The following is a 24,509-nucleotide window of genomic DNA, read 5'->3' as shown; positions in this document are numbered from 1 at the left end:
TCACCTTTTCATGGAACAGACTTCATTAAGATAAGGATGATCAACAGAAACGGAACGATGAAAAGTAATGGAATGCCGACGATCGTGACGCATCCCACATCGATTTTCCGTTGTTTTCGGCGTTCACGTTTCCCCGTCCGTTCTTCGCGCTCATTTACGGGACTTAACATACCATTCACCTTTTCTACTTAATAATGCAAATGCCGTGATGTATCATTCCAAACCTTTACGTGGAGCGTGATCAGCGCAATACCGTACAAGACACTCATGTATAATGAAAACTCACCAAACAAGACATCCGTCCAGGCATTTAATCCAAACAATGGGACAACGAAGAGAAAGTAGAACACGAACTGAACACTCGCCAATGCATCAAACCAAATCGTTTCAGAAAATGCGCTTTCGAGTAACGAAACACCATAAATGAATAATGCTGCAGCGAAACCAATCCGGATATACCAGATCACGAGGCGAAGCGCTTTGTCATCCTTCATATAAAATAGCGATCCGACTAGACTAACGAGCCAAACGACGGAAGCGATGCTTTGCCAGCCGTTAATCGCGCCGTCCGGATGAAGTAAGGCAGACCATCCATTGATGCCGATCATGCCAAGTAAACCTACGATGAAGATGAGTCGATACGGTATGTACCTCTGACGCATGACGTTTCCTCCTCTGAAAACGAATAGATGTCACTTCTACGTTGTATATTCCATATGATGGGTTTTATTCCTTTTTCATCACGAAAAATAGTTCGGCTTTTTTGTTTAAGCTGATGACACTACAACAAGGGCTAACTCATCAGTCAGTCTATACAAAAGATAAGGGTGGCAGAATGATGATCTGCCACCCTTATCTCGTAAAAAAGAATGACGCGTTGCACGCCACTCCTACAGGAAGAAGCGCATTTTTGCGCTGTCAGAGACAAACAAGACCCGCTTTCCTGCTTGGATGAAGCAGGAAAACTGGCTTGTGTCTCGCCTGAGGAAAGGGCGTGCAACGATGAGTCATTCTTTTTTGAGTCAAATTCTTGTTTCGGTCATTCCTTCACTTTAAGATTCACATCATCAATCGTCACATCATGGGCGGCGAACGGCGAACCTTCCGCGTGTCCCATCAAGAACTTCAACGCCCCTGTATCGGCTTGTTCCATCGTAAAGGTATAGCTGTACGTTTTCGGTGTTGTCGTGATCGGTTCGACTTGACTGAAGTAACGTGTGTACGAAGCATTTTCGATTGTTACTTCGATCGGACGCGGTACAGTCGACGATGCTGTGAAGCTCAACTCATATGTTTTGCCTTTCGCGAGCGACAAGTTTCCTTGCTCGAGCAAGACACTCCACGGTTCTTGTCCTTCCGCTCCGATTTGGATGCGTGCTGTTTCATTGACAGCTTCGATAGCGGCTTGCGCATCATAGTGGACGTATGACGACCACGACGTCAATCCGTTTGTGAACGAACCGTTCTTCAGTGGTGACGGATCGACCGGCACTGGTGTCACATCGATCAATTCCACATCATCGAGCGAGATTTTTCCGGCTTGTCCACTGAAGTCAAACACAAGCTGATTGTCGTCTGCCGTTTGTGTAGCTGTGAACGGAATGTCGACAGTCGTTGCTTGTTTCGTCAACGGTACAGTCGTCTGTTTCAATTGCTCTTGTGCTCCCGTGATTTTCACCTGAAGTGATTTCGCTTTTTTCGCACCTGCTGTGAATCGAATCTGATACGCATGCCCAGCTTCCAGTTGAAGTCCCTTTTGCGTTAAACGTGCCGTCGTTTTTTGACCATGTCCTTCATAACGGAAATCACGTGACTCGGGATCAACAGACCCTGTCGTTCGCTTGCTACCGTTGAAGTGCCAATACGTCAAACGATCCATCGCCCCTTGATCGAACGTCCCGTTATAGACGAGATTCCCGTCTGGTAGTGCCGGTTTCGTTGCATCTTCATCGATGACGCCGCGCGGAATCTGTTCGACACGGACGTTCCCGATCTGAACACCCGCTTTTTCAAGTCCGAGGTTGAACTCAAGACGCGCTGCGAGATCCGTCTCTGCCGCCATATCAAACGTGAACGTATGCCGTTTGACGCTTGGTGTCAGAGCAATCGACTGTTCATTTGAATATTTCGTGTAGCCACGCTCTACCCCACCGCCGACTTTGACCATCATCTTCCGGTCTGCTGTGCTGCTCGCGTCAAAGCTGACTTGGTAACGTCCACCTTGCGCAAGGGATACGTTTTGAATCAGTTGGTGAGAATACGTCTGTGAACCAGGCTGATCAATCGTGACGTCTGCCATCCGTTGCCCTTCTTTTTCAATGATCGCAAGGCTTCCTATGCCACCGAAGTCTGGGAGCGTGACGTAGTTCCAGTACAGCGGATCAAACGACTGATTCCCAGTGATCATCGTGACCGGTTTTTCAAACGCTGTGTCGTAGACGAGGTTGCCGTCGATCGGTTGTTTGGCTCCGTCCGGTAATGTCACATTTTCGTAGGTCGGTTCGACCGGTTCGCGGTACGCTCGATTTTTTAAATCGTAGACCCGGACGTAGTCGACTTCCATCTCGGCTGGGAACTTCGTCGTCGCATCGACATCTCCATCGAACCAACCGCCGACCGCGAGATTCATGACGAGATAGAAGTTTTGGTCGAACGGTGCCGGATAACTATAGTTCGTTGCTGCGTTCAAGCCTTTACTGTACCAATCATTTTGTGTTTGATAGAGGTTGCCGTCAACGTACCAGCGGAGTTCGCCCGGCTCCCATTCGACCGCGTACGTATGCCATTGGTCGATCCGCTGTCCGTCTGGGAAGTGATAGTCTTTCCCCGTATATTTATTGTTCGGCCAGTTTTCTCCGTAGTGAATCGTTCCGGCAACCTTGTCCGGCTGACTGCCCCAAGCTTCCATCACGTCAATCTCACCGGACGCTGCCCACGCCCCGTATTTATCTTGCTCCGATAACATCCAGAACGCAGGCCAAAGCCCTTTTCCGGTCGGCAGCTTCGCTTTGATCTCATAACGACCGTACGTCTTACTGAACAACCCTTTCGTCTTCAGCTTCGCTGACGTGTAATCGTATGTACCGAGATCATCCGTCGTCTTTTCCTGCTTCGCCTTGATGACGAGTTTCCCGTTGCGAATAAACGAGTTGTCCTGCTTCGTCGTATAGTATTGTTTTTCATTGTTGCCCCAACCCGGTGAGACCGGTTGTCCGTTCGCATCCTTGATCCAGTTCCCCGTATCATAGGTCCATTTCGTCCGGTCGAGTTGTTTTGCCTGAAACTCATCCGACCAGACGAGCTTCCACTTCGTCTCTTTTTTGTCTGCCTTCGCGTCGACCGCTTGACCGCTCAGCAATAAACCGGTCCCGACCGCTAGTGCTACCCATGTCTTCATGTCTGTTTCCTCCTCTTAGTCAAAAAGAGGCAAGGACGAATGTTCGACCTTGCCTCCTTTGTTACGCTTCTTGCGGAATCGTTGCCTTATGTTGCTCGATGACGCCCGCATACCAGTGGGCGCTGTCTTTCCAAATCCGTTCCTGTGTTTCGAAATCGACGTAGAGAATTCCGAAGCGCTTATCATAGCCGAAGCTCCACTCGAAGTTGTCGAGCAGTGACCAAAGATAATAGCCTTGGATGTTCATCCCTTCTTCGTTTAAATCAGACACGGCTTGCAGGTGTTGTGCGACGTAATCAATCCGGTTCTGGTCAGCGACGCGACCATCGACCAATTCATCGTCGAATGCGGCACCGTTTTCCGTGATGTAGATCGGTAAATCCGTATACTCGGCACGCAAACGACGAATCAAGTCCTTGAATTCGCTCGGGGCGATATCCCAGCCCATGCCTGTCTTGTCATAATCCGAGTACGCATCCTTCTGCAGGAAATCGTTCGCAGCACTGAACTCGACGAGGTTTCGGCTGTAGAAGTTGATCCCGAAGAAATCACACGGGACGGAAATCGTCTCCATGTCGCCTTCTTCGATGAACGCGTAGGAATGGACGTATTTTGAGAACAAGTTCATCATGTCAACCGGATACTGACCTTTGAAGACTGGATCGAGGAACCACCGATTCGCATATCCGTCTGCATTGTTCATAGCCAGCTGATCGTTGACGGAATCCGTCTTCGCATACTTCGGTGCCAAGTTCAACGTGATACCGATCGGTGTGACCGATTTGAACTCACCCTTCAACAGCTCGACTGCTTTTCCGTGTGATAACAACAGGTGGTGCACGGCACGAACGGCTTCGTTCATATCCGTATGCCCCGGTGCATGTTGCCCGAGATGGTAGCTGAGGAACCCGGCACACCACGGTTCATTATGTGTGATCCATGAATCGACGATCCCGTCGAGTTCCGCAAAACACGCGCGGGCGAAGTCGAGGAACCAGTCGACCGATGCTCGATTGACCCAGCCGCCTTCTTCATGTGCCCAAAGTGGTAAGTCCCAGTGATACAGCGTCACGGCTGGCTTGATACCTTCTGCCCGCAGACGTGTCGCGAGTTTCTTGTAGAACGCCATGCCTTCCGGATTGTAGACCCCTTTTTGCGGGAAGATCCGTGGCCAGGCAATCGAGAAGCGGTACGTGTCGACGCCAAGACGTTTGATGTGCTGAATGTCCTCTTCATAACGGTGGTAATGGTCACATGCGATATCACCGTTATGTTTTTTGAAGACTTTTCCGTCCTCATCACAGAAGGCATCCCAGATCGAAGGCGTACGTCCGCCTTCGTTGTGGGCTCCTTCGATTTGATACGACGATGTTGCCGTTCCGAATACGAAGTTCGGTGCAAATTTCATATGTGTAATCTCCTTTAAGCTACTTATTCTTTAACGGCACCTGCCGAGATACTGCTGACGATATATTTCGAGAGGAACAAGAAGGCGATCATGATCGGCACGACGGAAATCGCGATCCCGAGATAGAGCGAGCCTAAGTTCTCTGCGACTTGTGATCCTTTTAAGAAGCCCATCAAGACCGGGAGCGTATACTTCTCTGGAGAGAAGAGTAAGACGAGCGGCATGATGTAGTTGTTCCATGAACCGATGAACGTAAAGATTGACATCGTTGCGATCGCCGGCATCATCATCGGTAAAGCGATCGTATGGAAGATCCGGAACTCACTCGCTCCGTCCATCCGTGCTGCCTCGATCAAACTCGGATGCAGGACGGTCTGGACATATTGTCGGACGAAGAAGACCGTGAACGGACTCGCGATCGCCGGAACAATCAATGGGATGTAGCTATCAAGTAAATTAAGGTTCTTACTCAGTTCGTAGAACCCGATCAAACCGAGTTGACCCGGAACCATCATCATGATGAGCATGAAGACGAACATCGCGTTCTTCCCTTTGAACTGATAGAAGGCGAATCCGAATGCTGTCAACGCCGAGAAATACCCCGATAAGACGGTGACGAGGACGGCAATGATCAAGCTGTTCTTGAAACCGGACCAGATGTTGACGTACGAACTGAGTGCGGCGTAGTTCTCAGCAAGCGAGTTCCCCGGAATCAACGAGAACCCGGACAAGACTTCTTCGTTCGAGCGCGTCGCGTTGATGATCATCATCAAAAACGGGATGATACAAGCGATCGTTAAGACGACGAGACCAATATAGATGACACTTTTGCCGAACCAGGCTTTCTTTTGTTTCGGTGGTGGCGTCAACTTGAGCGGGCGTTCGGAACGCTCCGGTTGTTCCTCCGTTTGTGGCACGATCCGACGTGCTTCTGCATTTCGTTCCATCGGTCAGGCTCCTTTCGGCGAACGTTCTTTTCGGAACATCCCTTTGAAGACGATGATTGAAAAGACGAGCGTGATGGCAAACAGTCCGTATGCGACAGCAGCGGCGTAGCCATAGTTGTTGTATTTGAAAGCTTGGTTATAGAGATAGAGCACCATCGTGTTCAAGGCACCGTCTGGCGCACCGACACCATCCGTGATCAACATCGGCAGGTCGAACAATTGCAGACCACCGATCAAGGACGTGATCATGATGTAGAGCAAAATCGGTTTTAAGAGTGGCAACGTGATGCGTGAGAAGATTTGCCAACGTGTCGCTCCGTCAATCAAGGCTGCTTCGAAGTAATCCTTCGAGATCCCAGATACGCCTGCCATGACAACGATGAACGAGTGCCCGAGCCACATCCATGTCAGGATGAGCGAGACGGAAATTTGTGCCGTCACCGGTTGCGTCAACCAGTTGATCGGCTCCGAGATGATTCCGATTTTCATCAACATCATGTTCAGTGAACCATGCTGCCAGTCGAGCAAGATACCGAACAATAAGGCGACCGAGCTGATCGTGATCAAGTTCGGTAAGTAGAACGTCGCCCGGAAGAAGGCAAGTCCTTTTAGTTTCAACTGGAGATCCGAGAACAATAAGGCGAGTAGTAAAGCGCCGCCGATCTGAAGGATGAAGTTCAGCCCCCAAATCTTCAGAGTGTTAAAGAACGCTTCGATGAAGTACGTATCCCCGAGTAACCGCGTATAGTTCGCGAGTCCGACGAGTTGTTCGCCTTCAGCGCCCGTGTAGTTCGTAAAGCTGTAATAGAAAGTCAAGGCAACCGGATAGATGCTGAAGATCAAGAAGACAATCCAGAACGGTGCGATGAACAGATACCCATGGCGATCAAGTTTTTTCACAGGTCAAACCCCTTTCTTAAACAAGAAGAGGTGAGGCGAGGATCGCCCCACCTACTCTCCTTATTCCGGTACTTTTACGTCCGGATACGCGTTTTTGACTTTTTTGTAGAACTCAGCAAGTGCTTCGTCTTTTGATTTTTTACCTTGGACGTATTCCATGACCGATGCACCGTACAATGTATCGAGCTGTTGGTCATACTTCGTGACAATCCCTGGTGTGATCTTATCTGCTTGATCAAGGAAGAACTCATAGTTGTTCTGTCCGCCGAGGAACTCATCTTTGAAGTCTGTCTTGATTTTTTCAGTAACTGGTTTGTACGCTAATACGTCACCTGTTTCTTTTGCCCAATCTGTTAAGAACGCTTCGTCTTGCGTCATCATCTTGACGAAATCATACGCAAGCTTTTGTTTCTTCGAATCTTTGTAGACACCTAACCATGTACCGCCCCAGAAGTATGGGCTCGGTCCGCTTGTGACCGCCCAGTCACCCGCTGATTTTTTCGCGTTTTCTTTGAGGACACTGTGAAGACCCCATGTCGGGAGGACGTAAGAGAAGACTTCTGTTTCAGTCTCTTTACCGTTTTCTTTGACTTTGACCGGTTTATCCATGCCTGCGAACCATGATGGTGACCATTCTGGTGCAAGTGCTGTGTATTGTTTCGTCCGAAGCTCTTTTGCGTAATCCATGTAATCTTTCTTGTCTTGCGTCAAGACGAGCTCTTGCTTATCGTTGACCCAAGGTTGTGGGTCGTTTCCTTGTGCGAACCAACGGATTGATCCTTCATCCGGGAACATCTTGTAGCCTTTGCTCTTCATTTTTTCAGCGACTTCGAAGACGCCGTCCATCGAGTCCATCATGCCGCCGATTTCTTTTGGATCATCTGTGCCGAGGACTTTTTTCGCGATGCTGCGTTTGTAGTAGACGCCACCTGGTGTCGTTTGCCATGACAGCGCACGCACGTTGCCGTCCTTATCTTTCCCCATGTCATAGACGTACGGGATATAGTCATCTTTGACTTCGTCTGCGTTAAACGGTTTTTCAGAGAGGTTCGCCCAGTATCCGGCATCAACCCACTGTTTGAGGAACGCGATCTCACCTGTGAAGATGTCTGGTGCTCCAACGCCACTCTCAAGGGCTGGTTTCAATTTCGTCGGGTAATCGGCGATCGGCACGATCGTCAATTCGACTTTGACACCGTTTTTCTCTTCGAACTTTTTGATGGGCTCTTTTAACTCATCTGTGAACGACCAGATTTTTAAGACGTCTTTCCCGCCGCTCGTCTTTTCTTCGCTGCTACCTGAACATCCAGCAAGGACACTTGCTGTTAACGCACCGACTGTTAACACGCTAACTAATTGCTTCTTCATCTCATCTCATCCTTTTGTTAAGTATTCCGCTTATAGGTAAGCGGTTTCAATTTGTTATCCAAAAATATCGAAAGCGCTTTCGAAAAGGCTTTAAAGAAAATTCCCGAAAGCCCTTTCGGAAAAAGTGATAAAAAATGATTTCGAAATCGCTCTCGCTTTTCCTCACTGACAACGAGCGAGAGCGATTCCGAAACAACGATTGTGTTATTCAGGTACTGGACCTGTCGATTGACGAACCATCAAATTGACCGGAATGACATCGCGTGTCGTGACCCGTTTTTTGTTGACGATCTGTTCAATCAAGACTGATGCTGCATGCTGACCGATCGTTTCCGTATCTTGTCGGACCGTCGTCAGCTTCGGTGTGATGTACTGCGACATGTAGATATCATCGTACCCAACGACTGAGATGTCTTCCGGAATCCGTAACCCGGCTTCATGAATCGCCTCAATCGCACCGATTGCCATTTCATCCCCAGCAACAAAGACTGCTGTCGGTCGTTCAGGTAATGCCAGCAACTCGTTCATTGCCCGCTTTCCTTCTTCCCCGGAAAAGAATCCGCCGTTGACGAGATAACCGCCCGGAATCGGCAAATCAAGTTTTTCCATCGCTTGCTGATAGCCTTCAATCCGCGCTCTTCCGGCATCTGTCGACGTATCCCCTGCAATGTGGGCAATCAACCGATGACCAAGTTCGTGCAAATGATTGACGGCGAGTGTGCCACCGGTGATGTTATCCGAGTAGACGACACTACAATCGGCACTGTCCATGTCGACGACGACGATTGGAATCGTGCTTTGAATCAACTCCTGGACGTGCTGGTCCATCTGATCGGAGCAGATGACGACAATGCCGTCGACTGCCCGGTGTCGGAAATGCTCGAGGTAGCTCATATCACGATTGCGTAAGTTCCGCGATGCGAAGATGAGGTCATACCCTTGTTGTTCTGTTGCTTTTCGGAAACTCTCAATGATCGCGTTGAAGAACGGATGCATCATTCCGACGCCATGTGCTTCCGAGAACATGACACCGATCGTCCACGAACGTTTCGTCGAGAGCGACTGGGCGTGCGCGTTCGGTAAGTATCCCATCTCGGCTGCTGCTTGGACGATTTTTGCTTTCGTCTTTTCACTGACATCCGAATAATTATTTAAGGCTTTTGAGACCGTTGTAATCGAAAAACCGGTCATCTTCGCTAAATCATAAATTGTTCCCATGCTACTCACTCCATTTCACCGAAAGCGCTTTCGATAAATTTAGTATACGAACTCTCTTTGGAAGTTGCAACCTATTTTTTTATAAATATCAGAAAAAATGAAAACGTTATCATTTATACCGAATTCAATGCAGAAAGAGTTCGATTTTTCTTTTAACGCGAACAAATGTTTGGTATACTTAAAGAAACTTACTTCGCCTTTTTAAAGAGAGGAGCTTTCCCATGCCCATTAATCCGTATCTTGTCTTTAACGGCAACACGCGTGAGGCACTGACGTTCTATGCACACGTTTTCGGTCAAGAACTACCGGAGATCATGGAGTTCGGACCCGGTCCCGGTCCTGACGGTCAGCCCTATCCAGAAGAGATGCAGTCACTTGTTCTACATGCTGAACTGATCGTTCATGGTACCCGCTTAATGTTCTCAGACGCAATGCCACATGATCCGGTCACGATTGGTCAGAATGTTACCTTGGCACTCCACTTATCTGACGTGGATCTGTTACAGAAGACATTTGATCAACTCGCAAAAGACGGCACCGTCATCATGCCGATCCAAAAGACATTCTGGAGTGAAGCCTACGGAATCGTCGAAGATGCATTTGGTGTCCAGTGGCAAGTCAATCATGTAGTGAGTGAAGTGCCTACCACTTAATATTTTCAGGCGACTTTTATTACAAAAGTCGTCTTTTCCATGAGTAACATACCGCCCCACTCTCTCTATCCATTCAAATTTCTACAATAAATTTTTTATGGATTAAAATGAAGAGGATACTTCTAATGAATTAAGGAGCGTACTTTATGGATATCCAAACCTTTATCTTTTTAGAAAATGAACAGAAACACGTGAACATCACAGAACAAGATCGCATTCAAGTGTACATTCAGCAAAAAGAGGATTGGTTAGAGGATGGCTTTTTAAATTTAGACGGTACAATTTCTTTTGCCCAGAATGAAATCATACAAGGAGCCGATCACTCAGATGAACTTGCACCACTGTGGCAGTACTATGCAGACGCTTTGAAAAACTGTCTAGAGGATGGATCTGCTACCTTCTATTTCCCGAACACACCTATTGAAGTGTGTTTGAAAAAAGTAAATAACAATCGATTATCATTAACTATTGATCAAGAAGAAGCAGTCTATAATACATCAGACTTCATTCAAGCTTTTAAACAAGCAGCTTTATCTTTTTATCAGCTCGTCGAGGTGATGTCTGATCAAAAATACGAGGATGATTTACTCGAAAAAATCGAGAACTTGTCATAATGATAAAAGGCGATTCCGTGACTTGGAATCGCCTTTTAGTTAGCTCTCGCTTAAAGAAGTCGAACTTACAGTTGACTGAATCAACTGCTTTAACCAAGCTTGTCTTGCTTCTACTGAAAAATCTTTATTTCCGAATACCTCTACTCTTAATGGAAGTAATTCGAACAACTGATGCTCCAGTGCTTGCCGTACCTGTAAAATCATAATCGTCCCTTCCACTCCTGATAACGAATGATTCACACCATATGCTTGCTCAGTGTAATAGGATACAAATCCATCCGCCCATTCTGTCGGACGCTCGTTTAATGCTTTACGAAAGCTATTTTCTACATCCGTTTGATCAACATAAACGAGAACGGGTTGTAACGGTGCGATAATCGTCGCTATGCGTTCAATATACGCTCGCAACGTCGCTTCCGGTAGATCGTATTTGATGAGCCCCATCGTCAATGGATTTTGTAAGAAACAGCACTCAAAAACATATGTTGTATCCATCGTTAACGCTTGAGAGACGAATTCTTCCCACTTTTTAAAGATCAATGACTGATGTAACTCAAATGGTAGTTCATAGATATCTCTTGCTTGCAGAAACGCAAGTACTGCTTCAGGAACATCCTGTTTTGACTGCCACTGACGATACGATATTAGCACGTAGTCATTGAACAACTCAGCAAATCGTAAGACATCGAGTGAAGCGTATTTACTTTGAAAGTCTATCCATTCATTCATCGTTAAGTAAGCGACACTCTCATAATCTGCAGGATGGTTGAGATCTCCTTCTATATGAAGACACGTGTTTATTTTTTTCTCTTGTAGTAAACGAGTTAATGCTTCAGCTGTTGTTGTTTTGCCTGAACCTGGAAGTCCTTCGACTATAAATAATTTTGTCATTAGTCCTTTTCCTCCTGAATAAATAGCATGTTTAAAATTCAAATGCTATATAGATTACAATTTATAGTATTATTCAATTATGTAAATTACATTATATTACATGTGATTCAAATCATTTATCATTACCTTGAGAGGATTTCATACAGTGAAAAATCTTTATTTCGAAAAACTTAAATTTACTTATAGTGACGTAATCAGTACACGTTCGCATTTTATAGACGATTATCCAATCGTTTACCTATTGTACAATTCAACTAAAGAACAAGCATATGTAGGGCAAACGGTTCAAAAAAACCAAAGATTAAAATCCCATTTAAAAGATTCTCGACGTAAACAACTTGATCAAACAATTTTAATTGGACACGAGCAGTTTAACCAATCAGCCACTTATAACATAGAGTCTAATTTGATCAACTTTCTGATTGCTGACGGCCATTATAAGTTGCAGAACGTCAGTCAAACAGCCTCTCGCTATACTCATAATTATTATCAAAAGTCCTTTTTTAATGAGACGGTCTTCGAAAACATTTGGCAACGATTGCGTGAAGAAAGCATTGCTAAAGGAACACTTGAACACCTACGCAATAAAGATGTTTATAAACTTTCTCCATATCGTGAATTGTCTGAGCAACAACTCGAAGTAAAACAAGAAATACTAGAATACTGCAAAATAAATATTACACAATCAGGACATCATGTATTTATTGTTGAAGGAGATGCCGGGACAGGCAAAAGTGTTTTGCTTAGTTCTTTATTCAATACAATCCAGGACCTGTCGAAAGATACAAGTTCCGCTCTTTATCAAACAGACAATTACTTACTTGTTAATCATAGTGAAATGCTAAAAACGTATAAATCGATTGCGGGAAGCTTACCGAACCTGAAGAAAAAACAATTTCAAAAACCTACACCATTCATAAATACATTGAGTAATCAAAACACAATGGTAGACATTGTACTAATTGATGAAGCACACCTACTCTTAACAAAAGAAGATACGTATAACAACTTTCATCAAAAAAATCAGCTGAACGAAATCATTACACGTAGTAAAGTCACTATTCTAATTTTTGATCCTAAACAAGTATTAAAAATCAAGAGCCACTGGGGACGTACTACTCTTGAGGAAATCGTAGGTCCCTTTGCAACGAAAACGTTACGATTATCCAAGCAATTTCGAATGCAAGCTAGTCAAAAAACATTACATTGGATCAATCGTTTTGTAGAACGAGAGATTCTACCACTACCATCAGACTCTAACTATGACTTTCAAATCTTCGAAGATCCCGAAGCATTCAAACAAGCAATTTTTCAAAAAGATCAAAAATATGGACTTTCAAGAATGGTATCAACCTTTGATTATCTTCATAAAAAAGATGGTGCTGACTATTACGTAGACGAGGATGGCATCAACCTTCCCTGGAATCGTAGTTATTCAAATATAACGTGGGCAGAACAACCCGAAACGATAAATGAAATTGGATCAATCTATACAATTCAAGGATTTGATTTAAATTACGTAGGTGTTGTGCTTGGTCCTTCCATTCAATATGACGAAGAGACTCAGAAGCTAGTCATTGATTCTACGCACTATAAGGATAAAGGCGCCTTTATTTCGCGTCAGGACTTAAGTAAATCAGAAAATGAACAGGCAAAAGAAGACATCATTTTAAACTCATTAAATGTTTTGATGAAGCGAGGCGTAAAAGGACTTTATCTTTATGCTACAAATCTGCAATTGCGAAAATGTCTATTACAGCTAAAGGAGAATGACTCATGAATGAAATTGAATCTTTAATAAAAAAAGTCGATGACTTTCGGGATGAAAGGAATTGGAGGCGATACCATAACGCTAAAGACTTAGCAATTTCTTTATCTATCGAAGCGTCTGAGTTATTGGAGGCTTTTCAGTGGAAGACAAGTGAAGAAGCTTGGGAAGAAAATGAAGAAAATATTAAAGAAGAGATTGCTGATGTATTGATTTACGCGCTGACATTATGTAGCGAGTTAAATTTAAACATTGAAGATATTATCTTAGAAAAAATCAATAAAAATAAAATAAAGTATAAGATCGATAAAATGGAGTAAAATTCTATAAATTCATTACACTTATAATACTTTCTTTAAAGATCATATAAAAACTAACAATGAAAAAATATAGCACTAAAAGCTCGTTATTATCCTAGCTATATTTTTTCATTGTGCTTAAATATTCAATTGAATTAATCAATAGAAAAAACTTTTAACACTAAATCCGCTAATTTTTTTGTACGAATATCAATATCCTGTATGGTCCAAGATGTTTTTAAATTTCCTGTTAATTCATCAGTAATGATAGATTTATTTATAAATAGTTTGGTACGTAATCCTGTATACTCTTGAGATCCTTTTGGCCTATAGTCACGCTTTTCTATAAAATCATTATCACTCAATTCAGAGTTATAACCAGTAAGAGTAATGTTTCCTATTCTATGCATATTTTCTTTTTGAAGATTTTCAGCGTTTTCTATATTATCCGGAGCAATCATTTGCTTCCATGATTTCTTAAGATTAATATTTTGCGGTAAGATGTGTTCTAGCGTCCAAATAGGTTTCCCATTCTCATAATCATCTAATGTATCCTTATATTGTTTATTAAATAAGTTTCCATATTTTCTTTCAATTTCTATTAAGATGAATCGAACTGTTTGTGGTGAAGTATCATATACAGATTCATCTAATCTCACTAAAAATTCTTCGTCACTTACTTTTATAGGATTTAGAATATTTTTTATTGTGAGTAAAGCAATATTATCTAAGTTATCTTCGATTTTCTCAAGTTGGCGAACAGTCTGTATTGCTTTTGCACGAATGTTTGAAGATTTAGGTTTTAGCACAATATTTCTACGAACATAGTAACTCACTAAATAATCAAAAATAGAAGTTAATGTATTCTCAGAAATTTTATTCTCAGTTAGCTTTTTTAATAAAAATAGCATTAAAGGGTATATTGGAGATGTTTCAAGTTTAGATAATTGTTTGATTTTAATTTGGAGATTCTCATTAAAAAATAATTCATCGCTACTTTTTATTTTAGGAATAATATTAGAGAAAATTTTTGCGTTAATTAATAATGTCTGCATATATTTATACTTCTTTTCTTTGAATAATTTCTCATACTTTCTAAGGGAAGCTTGTTTAGTTATTGAAGACGTAGAATCACTCTCAAAAGTATCATAATTATTTTGGAAAAATTGTGTTATTGAAGGAATATTTGTTTCTCCATTCTCATTAGAAAAAATATGAATTAGCTTATTCCACTCTTCTAAAGCGTTACTATCTCCAATATCTTCGACTGCTTCACTTAGATAATATGACTTTAATAAATCAACTAGTGTCAAAGGAAGTCCTTTAGCATTTAAAGAAATGAAAACTGAGTAAGCATCGGTTAAATCATTGACTGTGATTCTTAATAGTTCTATATTATTTAACTTTTTGTAGAAATTTTCTATTTCATCCAAATCATTTATACTACCAATACTTATAAGACTTTGAATAAATTTGTAACGTTTTCCAAAGGTTCTATTTCCGAATTTACCCTTATCTTTATCTTCAAACACTCGAAGATAATTCATAAAAATTCCGGCATCCGGCTCAAGTAATTTTAATTTTGGTTTATTTTCATAACCTATTAGTTTTCGTTTAATATCTGTTTTTAAAGAATAAATAGATTCTCTTTGTACTTTTGAAGAGTTCTTGTCATCAATATTATTTAGTTCTTCATAGATCGCTAATAAAAACAGAGCAATTGTTGTAAGCCTCTGTTGACCATCTACAACATCAAATTCATTTTTATTTTGAGAAGGAGTTACAAGTAAATTCCCTAGATAGTATCCAGATTCTTCGTTGATTACATCATTGTAAAGTGATTCGATATTACTGTCATTCCATGAATAATTGCGTTGGTATATCGGAATTTTATATATTGTTCTTCCTTCAATAGAAAATATTTCAGAAATGGGCTTTGATTCAGGGTTTATGTTCATTTTTTTCTCCTCAATTACGTTTTATTTATCATAACGATTAAAAATTTTATAGAACTTTAATAATTGAATTTTATCTTATTATCTTTCAATTAAAAAAGTAATTTGTTAATCTATAATTAATTATCCCCTGTATTATTTTGTAAATTTCATTTGGGAATTTTAATGAAACTAAAACTGATAAATGATAATTTTTATAGACAAATGGTGGTCCAATTTTAGACATTGGCTGTTTTATTAATAAGCGCTCTATTTTATGTTTATTAAATGCTCCTTTTAACTCTGCCGTTTGTGCATCTTTCAATTCCCGATACTTCTCCGCATGCAGATACTCATAAAAGAATGGTGCTACTTCTTCGGCCGTAATCGGCTCCATCCAACGCTCTTCTCCCCGCTCAAGCATCGCTAACAGAACAACCATCTTATAACTTCGATTCATAATTGTCTTTTCGACCTGTTCGATCAATTCTCGATTAGAATCGTACGCCTCAATCTCCTCGCCTGATAACTCCTGACGCTCTTTCAAGAACCCAACGTAAGAGCCCCATTCTTGTTTATAGCCTTGCGGAATTGCCGCATATTCCCCGATCTCAGCATACGATGGTCGACGACCGAGTTCATATTTGATTTGCTCATATTGTTCAATCAGTCGTAACTTCCGCTGGCTTGGTTGTCGTAGTCGATGAATCAATTCCAGTGCTCGCGTATCGAACTCAATCACACAGCCGGGCGGTGGCGTAATCGGTTCTATTTCGCCTCGCTTGAACGATTCTTTCATCGTCCCGAGCAGTTTCAGTTTCGTCTCAACGTTACGATAGTTCCCGATCAAATCAATGATGACACAGTGCGATTTATCTTGCGCTAAACGTAAGCCACGTCCGATTTGTTGCGTATAGATGGCGACCGACTCGGTTGGACGACAGAACAGGAGTGTATCCACTTTCGGAATATCGACACCTTCGTTGAACAAATCGACGGTAAAGAGGACGTCGATTTCTCCTTGCTCAAATGCTTGCATGTACTTTGTGCGATTGGTCGTCTGCCCAGTCAGTGCAAATGTCGTCGTTCCTTTTTCCCGGAATACTTGCGCCAGATACTCCGCCTGCTTGATTGACGAACAAAAGCCGATCGTCTTCGTTTGCCGATGCTTCTCCCACGAATGATAGATATTATCTGCGACGTCTCGATCAAGTTGTCGATGCTCGAGCTGCGACGCATCATAGGTCCTACCGATTCGTCGAATCTGGGAATAGTCGATCGTGTCATGAATACCGTAATAATGAAACGGCGTCAAAAAGCCTTCAGCAATCGCTGCCGTGAAGTGCATCTGGAACGCAACATTATGGTGACAGATCGCATAGACATCCGCACCGTCCATCCTGTCTGGTGTCGCCGTCAGACCAAGCAAAAAACGGGGCGTGAAATAATCGATAATTTTTTTGTAACTCGTTGCTGCCGCGTGATGGAACTCGTCGACGATGATGAGATCAAACTGATCCGTTGCAAAACGGTCCAAGTGACGCTTTTGCGCCAACGTCTGGACGGAAGCGAAGACGATCTCCGTCGTCTCCGTGACGGTCCGGTCACTGCCGATATAAAAGCCGGTCTTCCACGCCGGATTGACTTTTTGAAACGAACGCTCTGCTTGCAGTAATAGTTCTTTTTGATGTGCCAGAAACAGAACTCGTGTAAAATCTCCCGCAAAGAACGCACTGAGGTAAGTCTTCCCTAATCCAGTCGCGAGCACCGCCAACGCACGTGTCCGCCCTTCTTCCATCGTTTCCCGTAATGCTTGGAGCGCTTCTTCCTGCACCCGGTGTGGTAGGATTTCTGGTGCAACGACGACGGTTCCTTCGTCATACTCGACTTCTGGTTCCGCGACATATTGACGTGCCGCGTACTCTTGACGGTAAGCATCTAAGACAATCGGATTCAGTTCTTCTGCCGATTCACTGAGGTAAAGATCCATGAAGGCATCGATTGCATCATCAAGGATTTGTGGTGCGACGGCTTGTGGTAAATGAACGTTCCATTCAATACCGGACCGAAGCGCACTGTTCGAGATGTTCGACGAACCGACGATTGATAAACCAGTCTCTGCGTTTCGAAACAGATACGCTTTCGGATGGAAGGAACGTCCGCCTGACCGGTAAAAGCGAACTGACAACCCATCAAGCGCAAGCAACTGCGCCAGTGCTTCTGGATCGGTGATGTGTAGATAGTCGCCAATCAACAGCCGAATCTCGGCTCCTCGTTGCAAGGCACGACGAAACGCTGGGACGAGCAAGGCGACGCCTGATTTCTGAGCAAACGCTGCGACGATATAGACTTCCTCTGCCTGATCAATGGCCTCGACGAGTGAGTCATATAAATGATGCGTCGTCAGCTTCGCTTCCGGGATCAATTCTCGACCTCGATCAGGTAGAGGCGTTCTTCGAAGCCGCCGCGTTGTTGCTGTTTCTTCGCCCGGACGGCTTCCAGTTCATCGACTGTCACGCCATGTGTCTTCGCTAACGCTTGGATCAGCTCCAGTAAGTCGGCTAACTCCTCGACAGCGTCTTCGTCCGTCGTCGCTTCCTCATATTCAGCCAGTTCTTCATGTAATTTCTTTTTCGCTTCCACTAGGAATTCATGTTCATTCAGCGTTCGGAACGTTGCTTTTTTTCCGTTTTGGTCGATGATATTTGGAATCGCGTCTCGAACTAATTTATGATAAAGTGGCATTTCAATTCACTCCTTAGAAGGGTTGAGGGATATCCGAGTCGAATCACTCGGTATCGTACATATGTATTTTTATAAGAGGAGGTTCTTTTCATGTCTACATTCAAACAGATCGACACAACGAACGCCCCTGCTGCGATCGGTCCTTACTCGCAAGGCTTCATCGCGAACGGTACACTCTATGCTTCCGGTCAAATCCCGATCGATCCGGCAACAGGTGAACTCGTACCAGGCGGAATCACGGAGCAGACGGAACAAGTCATGCGAAATGTCGATGCCATCCTGAAAGAGGCAGGACTGACACCTGACCGCGTCGTCAAGACGACATGCTATTTAACGAGTATGGAACACTTCGCTTCTTTTAATACGATCTACTCCGATTACTTCGCACCGCACAATCACTTCCCAGCTCGGTCTTGTATCGCTGTGAAGGAACTGCCAAAAGGTGCATTAGTTGAAGTCGAGATCTTAGGACTATTTTAACAACTCAATATGACAATAAGTCCTCATTAAATAATAAAATGAGGACTTATTGTCATATTAGATATTTATTCTAGATCGTCGATTATTTTATAAATTTCTTGTTGAATTTGTTCCAATTCATTTAAATTTTGTTCGTCGGGACTTAACGAATATCTGATTATACAAGTATTTTCATCTATTTTAAATTGTGTTTTATTTTGAACTACAGGATAGAAGCAAAATACTCGTTCAACAGCTGATTTGGGTGTTCTTTTCTTAACTTTACTATTCAAAAAATATGATTGAGCACTACTATAATTTAAAAGTTGCTTGTAAACTTTAAAGCCACTATTGTACACATGGTTATTTAAATACGTATTTAAATTTCCTATATTATTTAGTGGTCTATACTTAAAGTCTCCAATAATACTACCTTTGAACAATTCCTCTTTATAAATATCGATTCTAAAATCTGGTCTATTGTTTTCTCTTATAGTAAATAGAGGTTCAGTATCATCACTAATTTTATTTACACCACGAGGTATAAATGCATCGTATTTCAATATAAGTTTTAAACTGTTTTTACTTGTAAATACTATAGTTTCTCCTTGTTTTAAAATCGGAAAATCTTTATCTCCATCTCCATCGAAAATCCAACCTTTAACTTCTTGAAATTCATATTTACTATTTTTAATTAACATTAAAATCTTAATAAATCCCCATATTTCATACAATTTAGAGCTTTCTTTGTATATATAATGATATCTAGAAAACCCGTTCAATTTATCATAAAAATCATTATTAGTATAAAGAAAATAAAACTTACTCAAAATTCTATAGTTTGAATATCTACTTAATAACTGAAGATTTTTCCCGCTCTTTTTTAGATTTTGAAGTTGGTCAGAACTAATAAACAGATTTAATGTTTTTAATACTTTGTTCAGTTTTTCTTTCATTATTTCAAATTTATTAATTTCTGAATTAATATCAAAATTATTATTTTTATATCTTTTTTGAATTTCATATTCGGTTTTTAATAATCTTAATTTTTCTTGAAGATATTTTATTAGATACTGGATCTCCTTACTAAAATAGTCAGCTATGTATAGAATTCCTTGATTTAAATTATTATCAAAAGAAATTTCTCTTCTAAAACTAACCTTTTTTGAGGGTTTACCAATATATTGATTCATTTTTTGTGTATATAAATCATTGTTTTTCCCTTTATCTATAGTAACAAAATAGTTTTTCTCAATTTGAAATTTCGGATCTTTTTTGATTTTCATCAAATAAAAAATTATTTCTTGTGATACTGAGGAGAAAAATGCAATTTTCCCAAGAATATCTAACTCAGATTCTTTAACTACAGCATTTCGCTTTAAAGAAATTTCCTTAGATAAACCCTTAATAACTGTCTCAATCTCCTCTTTCATACTATTTAACTGATTAAAATCAACATTTTTAGGGTTCACTTTTAAAAATGTCATGAACTTATTATCATTTTCACTTACTTCAATAATATAATCTCCTGGTATTAACGAAGTGTAATTGTGACCATTTCTCGAATCATTCATATATATTGTTCTATTATTATCGTCAGGAGTAAAAAAGTAATCTTCATCACTTTTAAATTCATTTTCCGGCAATATATCTAAAAATTCAATTTTAAATTTGAGATATTTATTCTCAGAATTAAAGTAAATTTCTAAATCAATTAGCTCACTTACTTCATTGATGTAGTTTTCCTTATTATTCATAAGAGATTCTAAAGAATCAGTGAAATCAACTATATTATTAAAATATTTTTTACCATTTTTAGTTTCTATAAATTTTAAATCAAATGGTATGTCCATATTCTTCAATCTCCTTAGATAATTGAATAATAGTGTTTTTCGATTCGTCAAAATTAGAAATATTAGATTCTTCTAATAACTTATAAAGGGAACCTGGTAGGTACTTACCATCGTTACTACTACCTAGTAACTCTTCTAATTGTGATTTTGAACCTCTGACTTTTGTTAGAACTCGTTGAACTATTTGATAATCAAATGCCATTTCTCTATCGTAAATTTCAGAAACAGGTAAATTGGCAATATACTTCTCAATTTGTGACAATACTCTATAACCTACTCCTAATTGTTTGTTGGCGTTATGAAGTAAGTTGTGTATATTCCATATTAAATTTACTTCATCATCTGTCAAAACATTTACTTTTTCATTCCTCATCATGCTTTTAAGCTTACTAAAAGTTTTTAGTGGTTCTTTAATTCCCATACTACTTTTCTCTTCACTCTTAATATGATTATCATTATTAAATTTTAAAATACTATTTCTTATTTGATTAAAGTTTGAAACTTCCATGGTTATTACATTTGATCTATCAAGAACTTTATCTGAAAATTGAAAAGTCGATTCATCTATATTAACTGTTCCAACAAAAAATAAATTATCTCTAAGTAAAATAGTTGGTGGATAATCCTTAGAATTATACACTCTATTTTCTATTTTAGAATTATAGATATTTAAAGTACGATTTTCAGAATGCTCTTTTTCAAGAATAGATAAAAACTGAGAAAAATAATGTTCAACTTTTGCTAAATTCATTTCATCAAGACAAACTATATAACACTCATCTTTATTATCTTTAGCTTCAAGAATAAACTCTATTAATTCTGACTCACCAGGTCTATAGATTCCGTTATTATTATCCATATATCCTAATAAATCCGAATCATCTTGCCAAAATGGACGTACTGGAACAAACAATAACTTTGCTCTTTCCTTAGGATACAATTCATTAGAGTGATTTATTATATTTTTATTTTCAATTCTATCTGAAAACCTATTTAATGCTTCGTGATAACAATGAACAATTTTAGATTTACCTGTTCCACTTAATCCCGATAGAATAACCAATCCTTGAGTTTTCATCGAAGTATGAAAGTTTAATAAATCCTGATCTCTGTAAGAAAGCTTTTTCTCTAATGCTACTGTCTTAAAAATTTCAATAAATTCTAATTCTGCACTTTCTTCGACTTTTATTTTATTTTTTTCTGGTAATATTTTTTCTCCTTTTTTCAATAGTTCAATCATTTTATCGTCAACTTCTTGAGAAACAAAAATCAAATTTTTAGTGAGATACGATTCTCCTAAATCTTTAAGGTTTATTTTATAAAAATGACTATATTCGTTTTCTGTAACAAATTTAATTCCATATTCTTTTGAAGAAATTAATTTATTTATCGGTCCAAAAATAGTTAATTCATCATTTTGATTTATTTCATTTTTATTATTATTACTTTCATTAATTATTATAAATGATGGGTAATCATCTTCACTTTTAGATATATCAAAAGTTTCATTGATATATTCATTATTAAATAACTTTTCCAGTTCATTTTTAACTTCATATTTATCACGGTTTATTATAGGGATTGGATAAAATATAAAATCCTTATCACTTTCCCTTCTTACAACTTCTATGTCAATTGCATTATAAAATTTTCTATTATTCTCATCAGCTGTTTTATATTTAATTTTAAATATTAAGTAATGAATTTCTAAGAATTTTTCTAAATTTTTTATTCTATTTTCATTAGTTTCATTTACATCATCTATGAATCCTAAATTTCTTAAATCTGTTGAAAAACCATTTAAATAATTTGTAGCATCTTTAGGTAAGTTCTCTGAAGGATTTGAAACAATTTTTATATCGTATTTTAAAGCTTGATCATTATTGACTAGAGTAATACTACTTCCTTTTCTTAATTCACCTATAAATTTAGCATCCGACACACTACTCATTCATATCATCCTTTTTGTCATATTAATTAGTTCTTCAGTAGACTTTATTGTAATTACATTATCGAAATGTAAAATAGCATTTTGATTTTTTTCATTTTCGTTTTTGTTATACGTAAATTCTAAAATAATTATTCTTTTATACTGTTTTAAATCTTTAACAGTTAAAAGATTCTCTACGTATATATAATTATTTCTTTTAAAGTTACTATCAAAATATTTTTCATAAACTTCGTTTCCAACAACTAGTATTTCTTCATTTTTTTTGATTCCAGGTTATTTTTTACTTTATTATATTCACTAAGTATTTTATCTATTTCTATTTGTTTATCTTCAATAATTTTATTTATCTTTTTTTCATATAATTCTTTAATTTCAATAATTTTCGTTTTTTCATTTACTATAATTTGATTATCTTTTTTATTTTTTTCTATTAATTGATTATGAGCTTTTAATATCTCATTATTTTTTGATTTTTCTTCAGTATATTTAACTTTATATTTATGAACTTCTTTTTCTAACTTTTTAACAATATCTCGCAAATTCATAATATCATTATCTTTCTCATTTACTTCTTTATTGTCCACTAACAAATTAGGATCATTTAACATTTTTTTCATTAAATCTATATGATACCTCGTACAATTTTTCTTCATGATCACCATTAATCAGTCCCAACATAACTTCCTCAACACTATATTTTTGAATCAGTTGATCAATTAAATCATCAGGAATTGTTGTAACTAAAGACCACGTATAATCTTTATTGTAATTTTTTTTATAATACTCAATCGTTTTAAGTAACTTGCTTTTCAATTGAATATCTTCTAATAATATATTTTTCATTTTTTTTATTTTTACAGGATTATTTGGACCGTTGATTCTAAAGCCAGGTAGTTTTATTGAATTAACTTTAAAAATATCTTCTAGATACTTTGAAGAAAGCAACTCAATAAAATCATTATATTTTTTTCCATATATGACTCCTTTATGCAAACAAGTTAACTTAATTTATATTAATTTCATTATATTATTTTGAGATATAAATTGCATACTATTGTTTTTTAAATCTTTCAAAATTAGTTATTTTATAATTCTTATTTTCGTCATAAAACAAACTATATATAGACTTTGCTTACGAATCACTCGTTAATAACTATCTATTAAGTCGAGTGGCGATTGTAATTCTAGGATTCGCTAAATTACATCAAGTAACTGCTGGCTCTCATCCGTCATGTCCTTCTAACTCCTTTTCATCACTTTGTTTTGAATCGCATTCATCACAATCGGTATTTGCACGACCAGATTCAAGACACTCATTCCAAGAACCAGTTGACTGGCTGTCAATGGCTTGAAGTATCCTTCGCCGTATTCTTCCCCTACACTGAGTGCGATCCCGTACGAAATCGCAAACGAAACCATGTTGCCGATGACGATGTATTTCGGTTTTCCACTCCGTGCAAGTGAATACGATAGTACACCAAGTCCAAACAAAAATAAGACATACCCTAATATCGAACCCGTTTTCCAATCGAGGTAAGGTCCTAGCCACGCAAACGGAATCAGATACAATAGTGCTCTTTTCATTGTTCATCCTCCCCTTCTTCGTCTTTTCGGTTACTCCCGGCATCGTAGTAACCGTATAAGAGTTCCCGAATCATCCACCATCCAGGTGGATAGATATTTGATCCTGAAAGTTTCTCTGTACCATTTTCTGTCGTCACATGAATTTCCCAATCCGTGCCGTCACAAATCATAACGCCTTCAGGATGCGGATAGTTTCGCCAAACTTCTGCATCGAACCGATCCGACCACATGTCGATTAAGTAGATGTCCTCTTCTGTCAGTTCTATCAGTAACGGATTCAATTCCTCTGGTAAATTTAGTTCTTGAAACCACCATCCGGATAATCGTCTTTCCTCATCTTCCGCACGAAGCGTTCGACTTGTACGATCCCACCAAAACGTCTGTCCTCTTCCCATGTCGGACTCCCGAAAATAAATTCGCTCGACTGTTTGCATCGTGATCATCCTCTAAAATTGATATTTCCATTATAGTCCATTTGTTATTTTTAACCTGTTACATTTTTTACTATGGTTCTGCTGAT

The 24,509-nt window shown here is 39.6% G+C and carries 23 protein-coding genes; 5 read left to right on the top strand and 18 right to left on the bottom strand.

What is annotated here, in order from left to right:
* Positions 1-8: 8 nt before the first annotated feature.
* From K7G97_RS01955 to K7G97_RS01920, 8 genes are all read right to left on the bottom strand, one after another.
* Positions 9-170, bottom strand: a complete 162-nt coding sequence (locus K7G97_RS01955; RefSeq protein WP_223041238.1) for a hypothetical protein — start codon at positions 168-170, stop codon at positions 9-11.
* A gap of 18 nt (positions 171-188) precedes the next feature.
* Positions 189-662 carry a hypothetical protein gene (locus K7G97_RS01950; protein WP_223041237.1) on the bottom strand — a complete coding sequence of 158 codons (474 nt, stop codon included), beginning with the start codon at positions 660-662 and terminating at the stop codon, positions 189-191.
* Between the two features lie 377 nt (positions 663-1,039).
* Positions 1,040-3,397: a carbohydrate binding domain-containing protein gene (locus K7G97_RS01945; RefSeq protein WP_223041236.1), complete on the bottom strand. Its 2,358-nt coding sequence runs from the start codon at positions 3,395-3,397 to the stop codon at positions 1,040-1,042.
* Positions 3,398-3,458: 61 nt separating this feature from the next.
* Complete coding sequence (locus tag K7G97_RS01940) at positions 3,459-4,805, bottom strand: GH1 family beta-glucosidase (protein WP_223041235.1); 1,347 nt, start codon at positions 4,803-4,805, stop codon at positions 3,459-3,461.
* 23 nt (positions 4,806-4,828) lie between these two features.
* A complete protein-coding gene (locus tag K7G97_RS01935) occupies positions 4,829-5,752 on the bottom strand; it encodes a carbohydrate ABC transporter permease (protein ID WP_223041234.1) in 924 nt (307 codons plus the stop codon).
* A 3-nt stretch (positions 5,753-5,755) separates the two neighbouring features.
* A complete protein-coding gene (locus tag K7G97_RS01930) occupies positions 5,756-6,652 on the bottom strand; it encodes a carbohydrate ABC transporter permease (RefSeq protein ID WP_023466912.1) in 897 nt (298 codons plus the stop codon).
* A gap of 60 nt (positions 6,653-6,712) precedes the next feature.
* Positions 6,713-8,020: an ABC transporter substrate-binding protein gene (locus K7G97_RS01925; protein WP_058703541.1), complete on the bottom strand. Its 1,308-nt coding sequence runs from the start codon at positions 8,018-8,020 to the stop codon at positions 6,713-6,715.
* A 204-nt stretch (positions 8,021-8,224) separates the two neighbouring features.
* Positions 8,225-9,238, bottom strand: coding sequence for a LacI family DNA-binding transcriptional regulator (locus tag K7G97_RS01920; RefSeq protein WP_223041233.1), 1,014 nt, complete (start codon positions 9,236-9,238; stop codon positions 8,225-8,227).
* A 221-nt stretch (positions 9,239-9,459) separates the two neighbouring features.
* On the opposite strand from K7G97_RS01920, the gene K7G97_RS01915 reads away from it, so the two are divergent.
* Positions 9,460-9,891 (top strand): VOC family protein, encoded by a 432-nt coding sequence (locus tag K7G97_RS01915; RefSeq protein ID WP_223041232.1) that lies wholly within the window; start codon positions 9,460-9,462, stop codon positions 9,889-9,891.
* Positions 9,892-10,037: 146 nt separating this feature from the next.
* Positions 10,038-10,505 (top strand): hypothetical protein, encoded by a 468-nt coding sequence (locus K7G97_RS01910; RefSeq protein WP_223041231.1) that lies wholly within the window; start codon positions 10,038-10,040, stop codon positions 10,503-10,505.
* A 39-nt stretch (positions 10,506-10,544) separates the two neighbouring features.
* Here K7G97_RS01910 and K7G97_RS01905 read toward each other — a convergent pair whose 3' ends face one another.
* Positions 10,545-11,396, bottom strand: a complete 852-nt coding sequence (locus K7G97_RS01905; RefSeq protein ID WP_223041230.1) for a P-loop NTPase family protein — start codon at positions 11,394-11,396, stop codon at positions 10,545-10,547.
* 145 nt (positions 11,397-11,541) lie between these two features.
* On the opposite strand from K7G97_RS01905, the gene K7G97_RS01900 reads away from it, so the two are divergent.
* Both K7G97_RS01900 and K7G97_RS01895 read left to right on the top strand, forming a co-directional pair.
* Positions 11,542-13,176 carry a DUF2075 domain-containing protein gene (locus K7G97_RS01900; RefSeq protein ID WP_223041229.1) on the top strand — a complete coding sequence of 545 codons (1,635 nt, stop codon included), beginning with the start codon at positions 11,542-11,544 and terminating at the stop codon, positions 13,174-13,176.
* Positions 13,173-13,484: a MazG-like family protein gene (locus K7G97_RS01895; protein WP_223041228.1), complete on the top strand. Its 312-nt coding sequence runs from the start codon at positions 13,173-13,175 to the stop codon at positions 13,482-13,484. Before K7G97_RS01900 ends, K7G97_RS01895 begins: the two co-directional genes overlap by 4 nt.
* Positions 13,485-13,618: 134 nt before the next feature.
* Here the strand turns inward: K7G97_RS01895 and K7G97_RS01890 are convergent, their stop codons facing one another.
* From K7G97_RS01890 to K7G97_RS01880, 3 genes are all read right to left on the bottom strand, one after another.
* Positions 13,619-15,421: a DUF262 domain-containing protein gene (locus K7G97_RS01890; protein ID WP_223041227.1), complete on the bottom strand. Its 1,803-nt coding sequence runs from the start codon at positions 15,419-15,421 to the stop codon at positions 13,619-13,621.
* 85 nt (positions 15,422-15,506) lie between these two features.
* Positions 15,507-17,822 (bottom strand): DEAD/DEAH box helicase family protein, encoded by a 2,316-nt coding sequence (locus tag K7G97_RS01885; RefSeq protein ID WP_223041226.1) that lies wholly within the window; start codon positions 17,820-17,822, stop codon positions 15,507-15,509.
* On the bottom strand, positions 17,819-18,142 hold the full coding sequence (locus K7G97_RS01880; protein ID WP_223041225.1) for a nucleoside triphosphate pyrophosphohydrolase: 324 nt from the start codon (positions 18,140-18,142) through the stop codon (positions 17,819-17,821). The genes K7G97_RS01885 and K7G97_RS01880 overlap by 4 nt, the downstream gene beginning before the upstream one ends.
* Before the next feature lie 90 nt (positions 18,143-18,232).
* On the opposite strand from K7G97_RS01880, the gene K7G97_RS01875 reads away from it, so the two are divergent.
* Positions 18,233-18,622 (top strand): RidA family protein, encoded by a 390-nt coding sequence (locus K7G97_RS01875; RefSeq protein ID WP_223041224.1) that lies wholly within the window; start codon positions 18,233-18,235, stop codon positions 18,620-18,622.
* 65 nt (positions 18,623-18,687) lie between these two features.
* Here K7G97_RS01875 and K7G97_RS01870 read toward each other — a convergent pair whose 3' ends face one another.
* The 6 genes from K7G97_RS01870 to K7G97_RS01845 all read right to left on the bottom strand — a co-directional run bounded on the left by K7G97_RS01870 (position 18,688) and on the right by K7G97_RS01845 (position 24,432).
* A complete protein-coding gene (locus K7G97_RS01870) occupies positions 18,688-20,454 on the bottom strand; it encodes a nuclease domain-containing protein (protein WP_223041223.1) in 1,767 nt (588 codons plus the stop codon).
* Positions 20,438-22,405 (bottom strand): McrB family protein, encoded by a 1,968-nt coding sequence (locus K7G97_RS01865; RefSeq protein WP_223041222.1) that lies wholly within the window; start codon positions 22,403-22,405, stop codon positions 20,438-20,440. The genes K7G97_RS01870 and K7G97_RS01865 overlap by 17 nt, the downstream gene beginning before the upstream one ends.
* Positions 22,406-22,647: 242 nt before the next feature.
* Complete coding sequence (locus K7G97_RS01860) at positions 22,648-23,022, bottom strand: hypothetical protein (RefSeq protein ID WP_223041221.1); 375 nt, start codon at positions 23,020-23,022, stop codon at positions 22,648-22,650.
* Positions 23,003-23,398 carry a hypothetical protein gene (locus K7G97_RS01855; protein ID WP_223041220.1) on the bottom strand — a complete coding sequence of 132 codons (396 nt, stop codon included), beginning with the start codon at positions 23,396-23,398 and terminating at the stop codon, positions 23,003-23,005. Before K7G97_RS01855 ends, K7G97_RS01860 begins: the two co-directional genes overlap by 20 nt.
* Positions 23,399-23,644: 246 nt before the next feature.
* Entirely contained in the window at positions 23,645-23,989 is a 345-nt protein-coding gene (locus K7G97_RS01850; protein ID WP_223041219.1) for a hypothetical protein, read from the bottom strand.
* On the bottom strand, positions 23,986-24,432 hold the full coding sequence (locus K7G97_RS01845) for a hypothetical protein (protein WP_223041218.1): 447 nt from the start codon (positions 24,430-24,432) through the stop codon (positions 23,986-23,988). The genes K7G97_RS01850 and K7G97_RS01845 overlap by 4 nt, the downstream gene beginning before the upstream one ends.
* Positions 24,433-24,509 lie beyond the last annotated feature (77 nt).

This window comes from Exiguobacterium acetylicum (genome assembly GCF_019890935.1).
Lineage (GTDB): Bacteria > Bacillota > Bacilli > Exiguobacteriales > Exiguobacteriaceae > Exiguobacterium_A > Exiguobacterium_A abrahamii.
The sequence above is the reverse complement of the archived record's forward strand: the minus strand, read 5'-3'. Positions and strand labels throughout refer to the sequence as shown.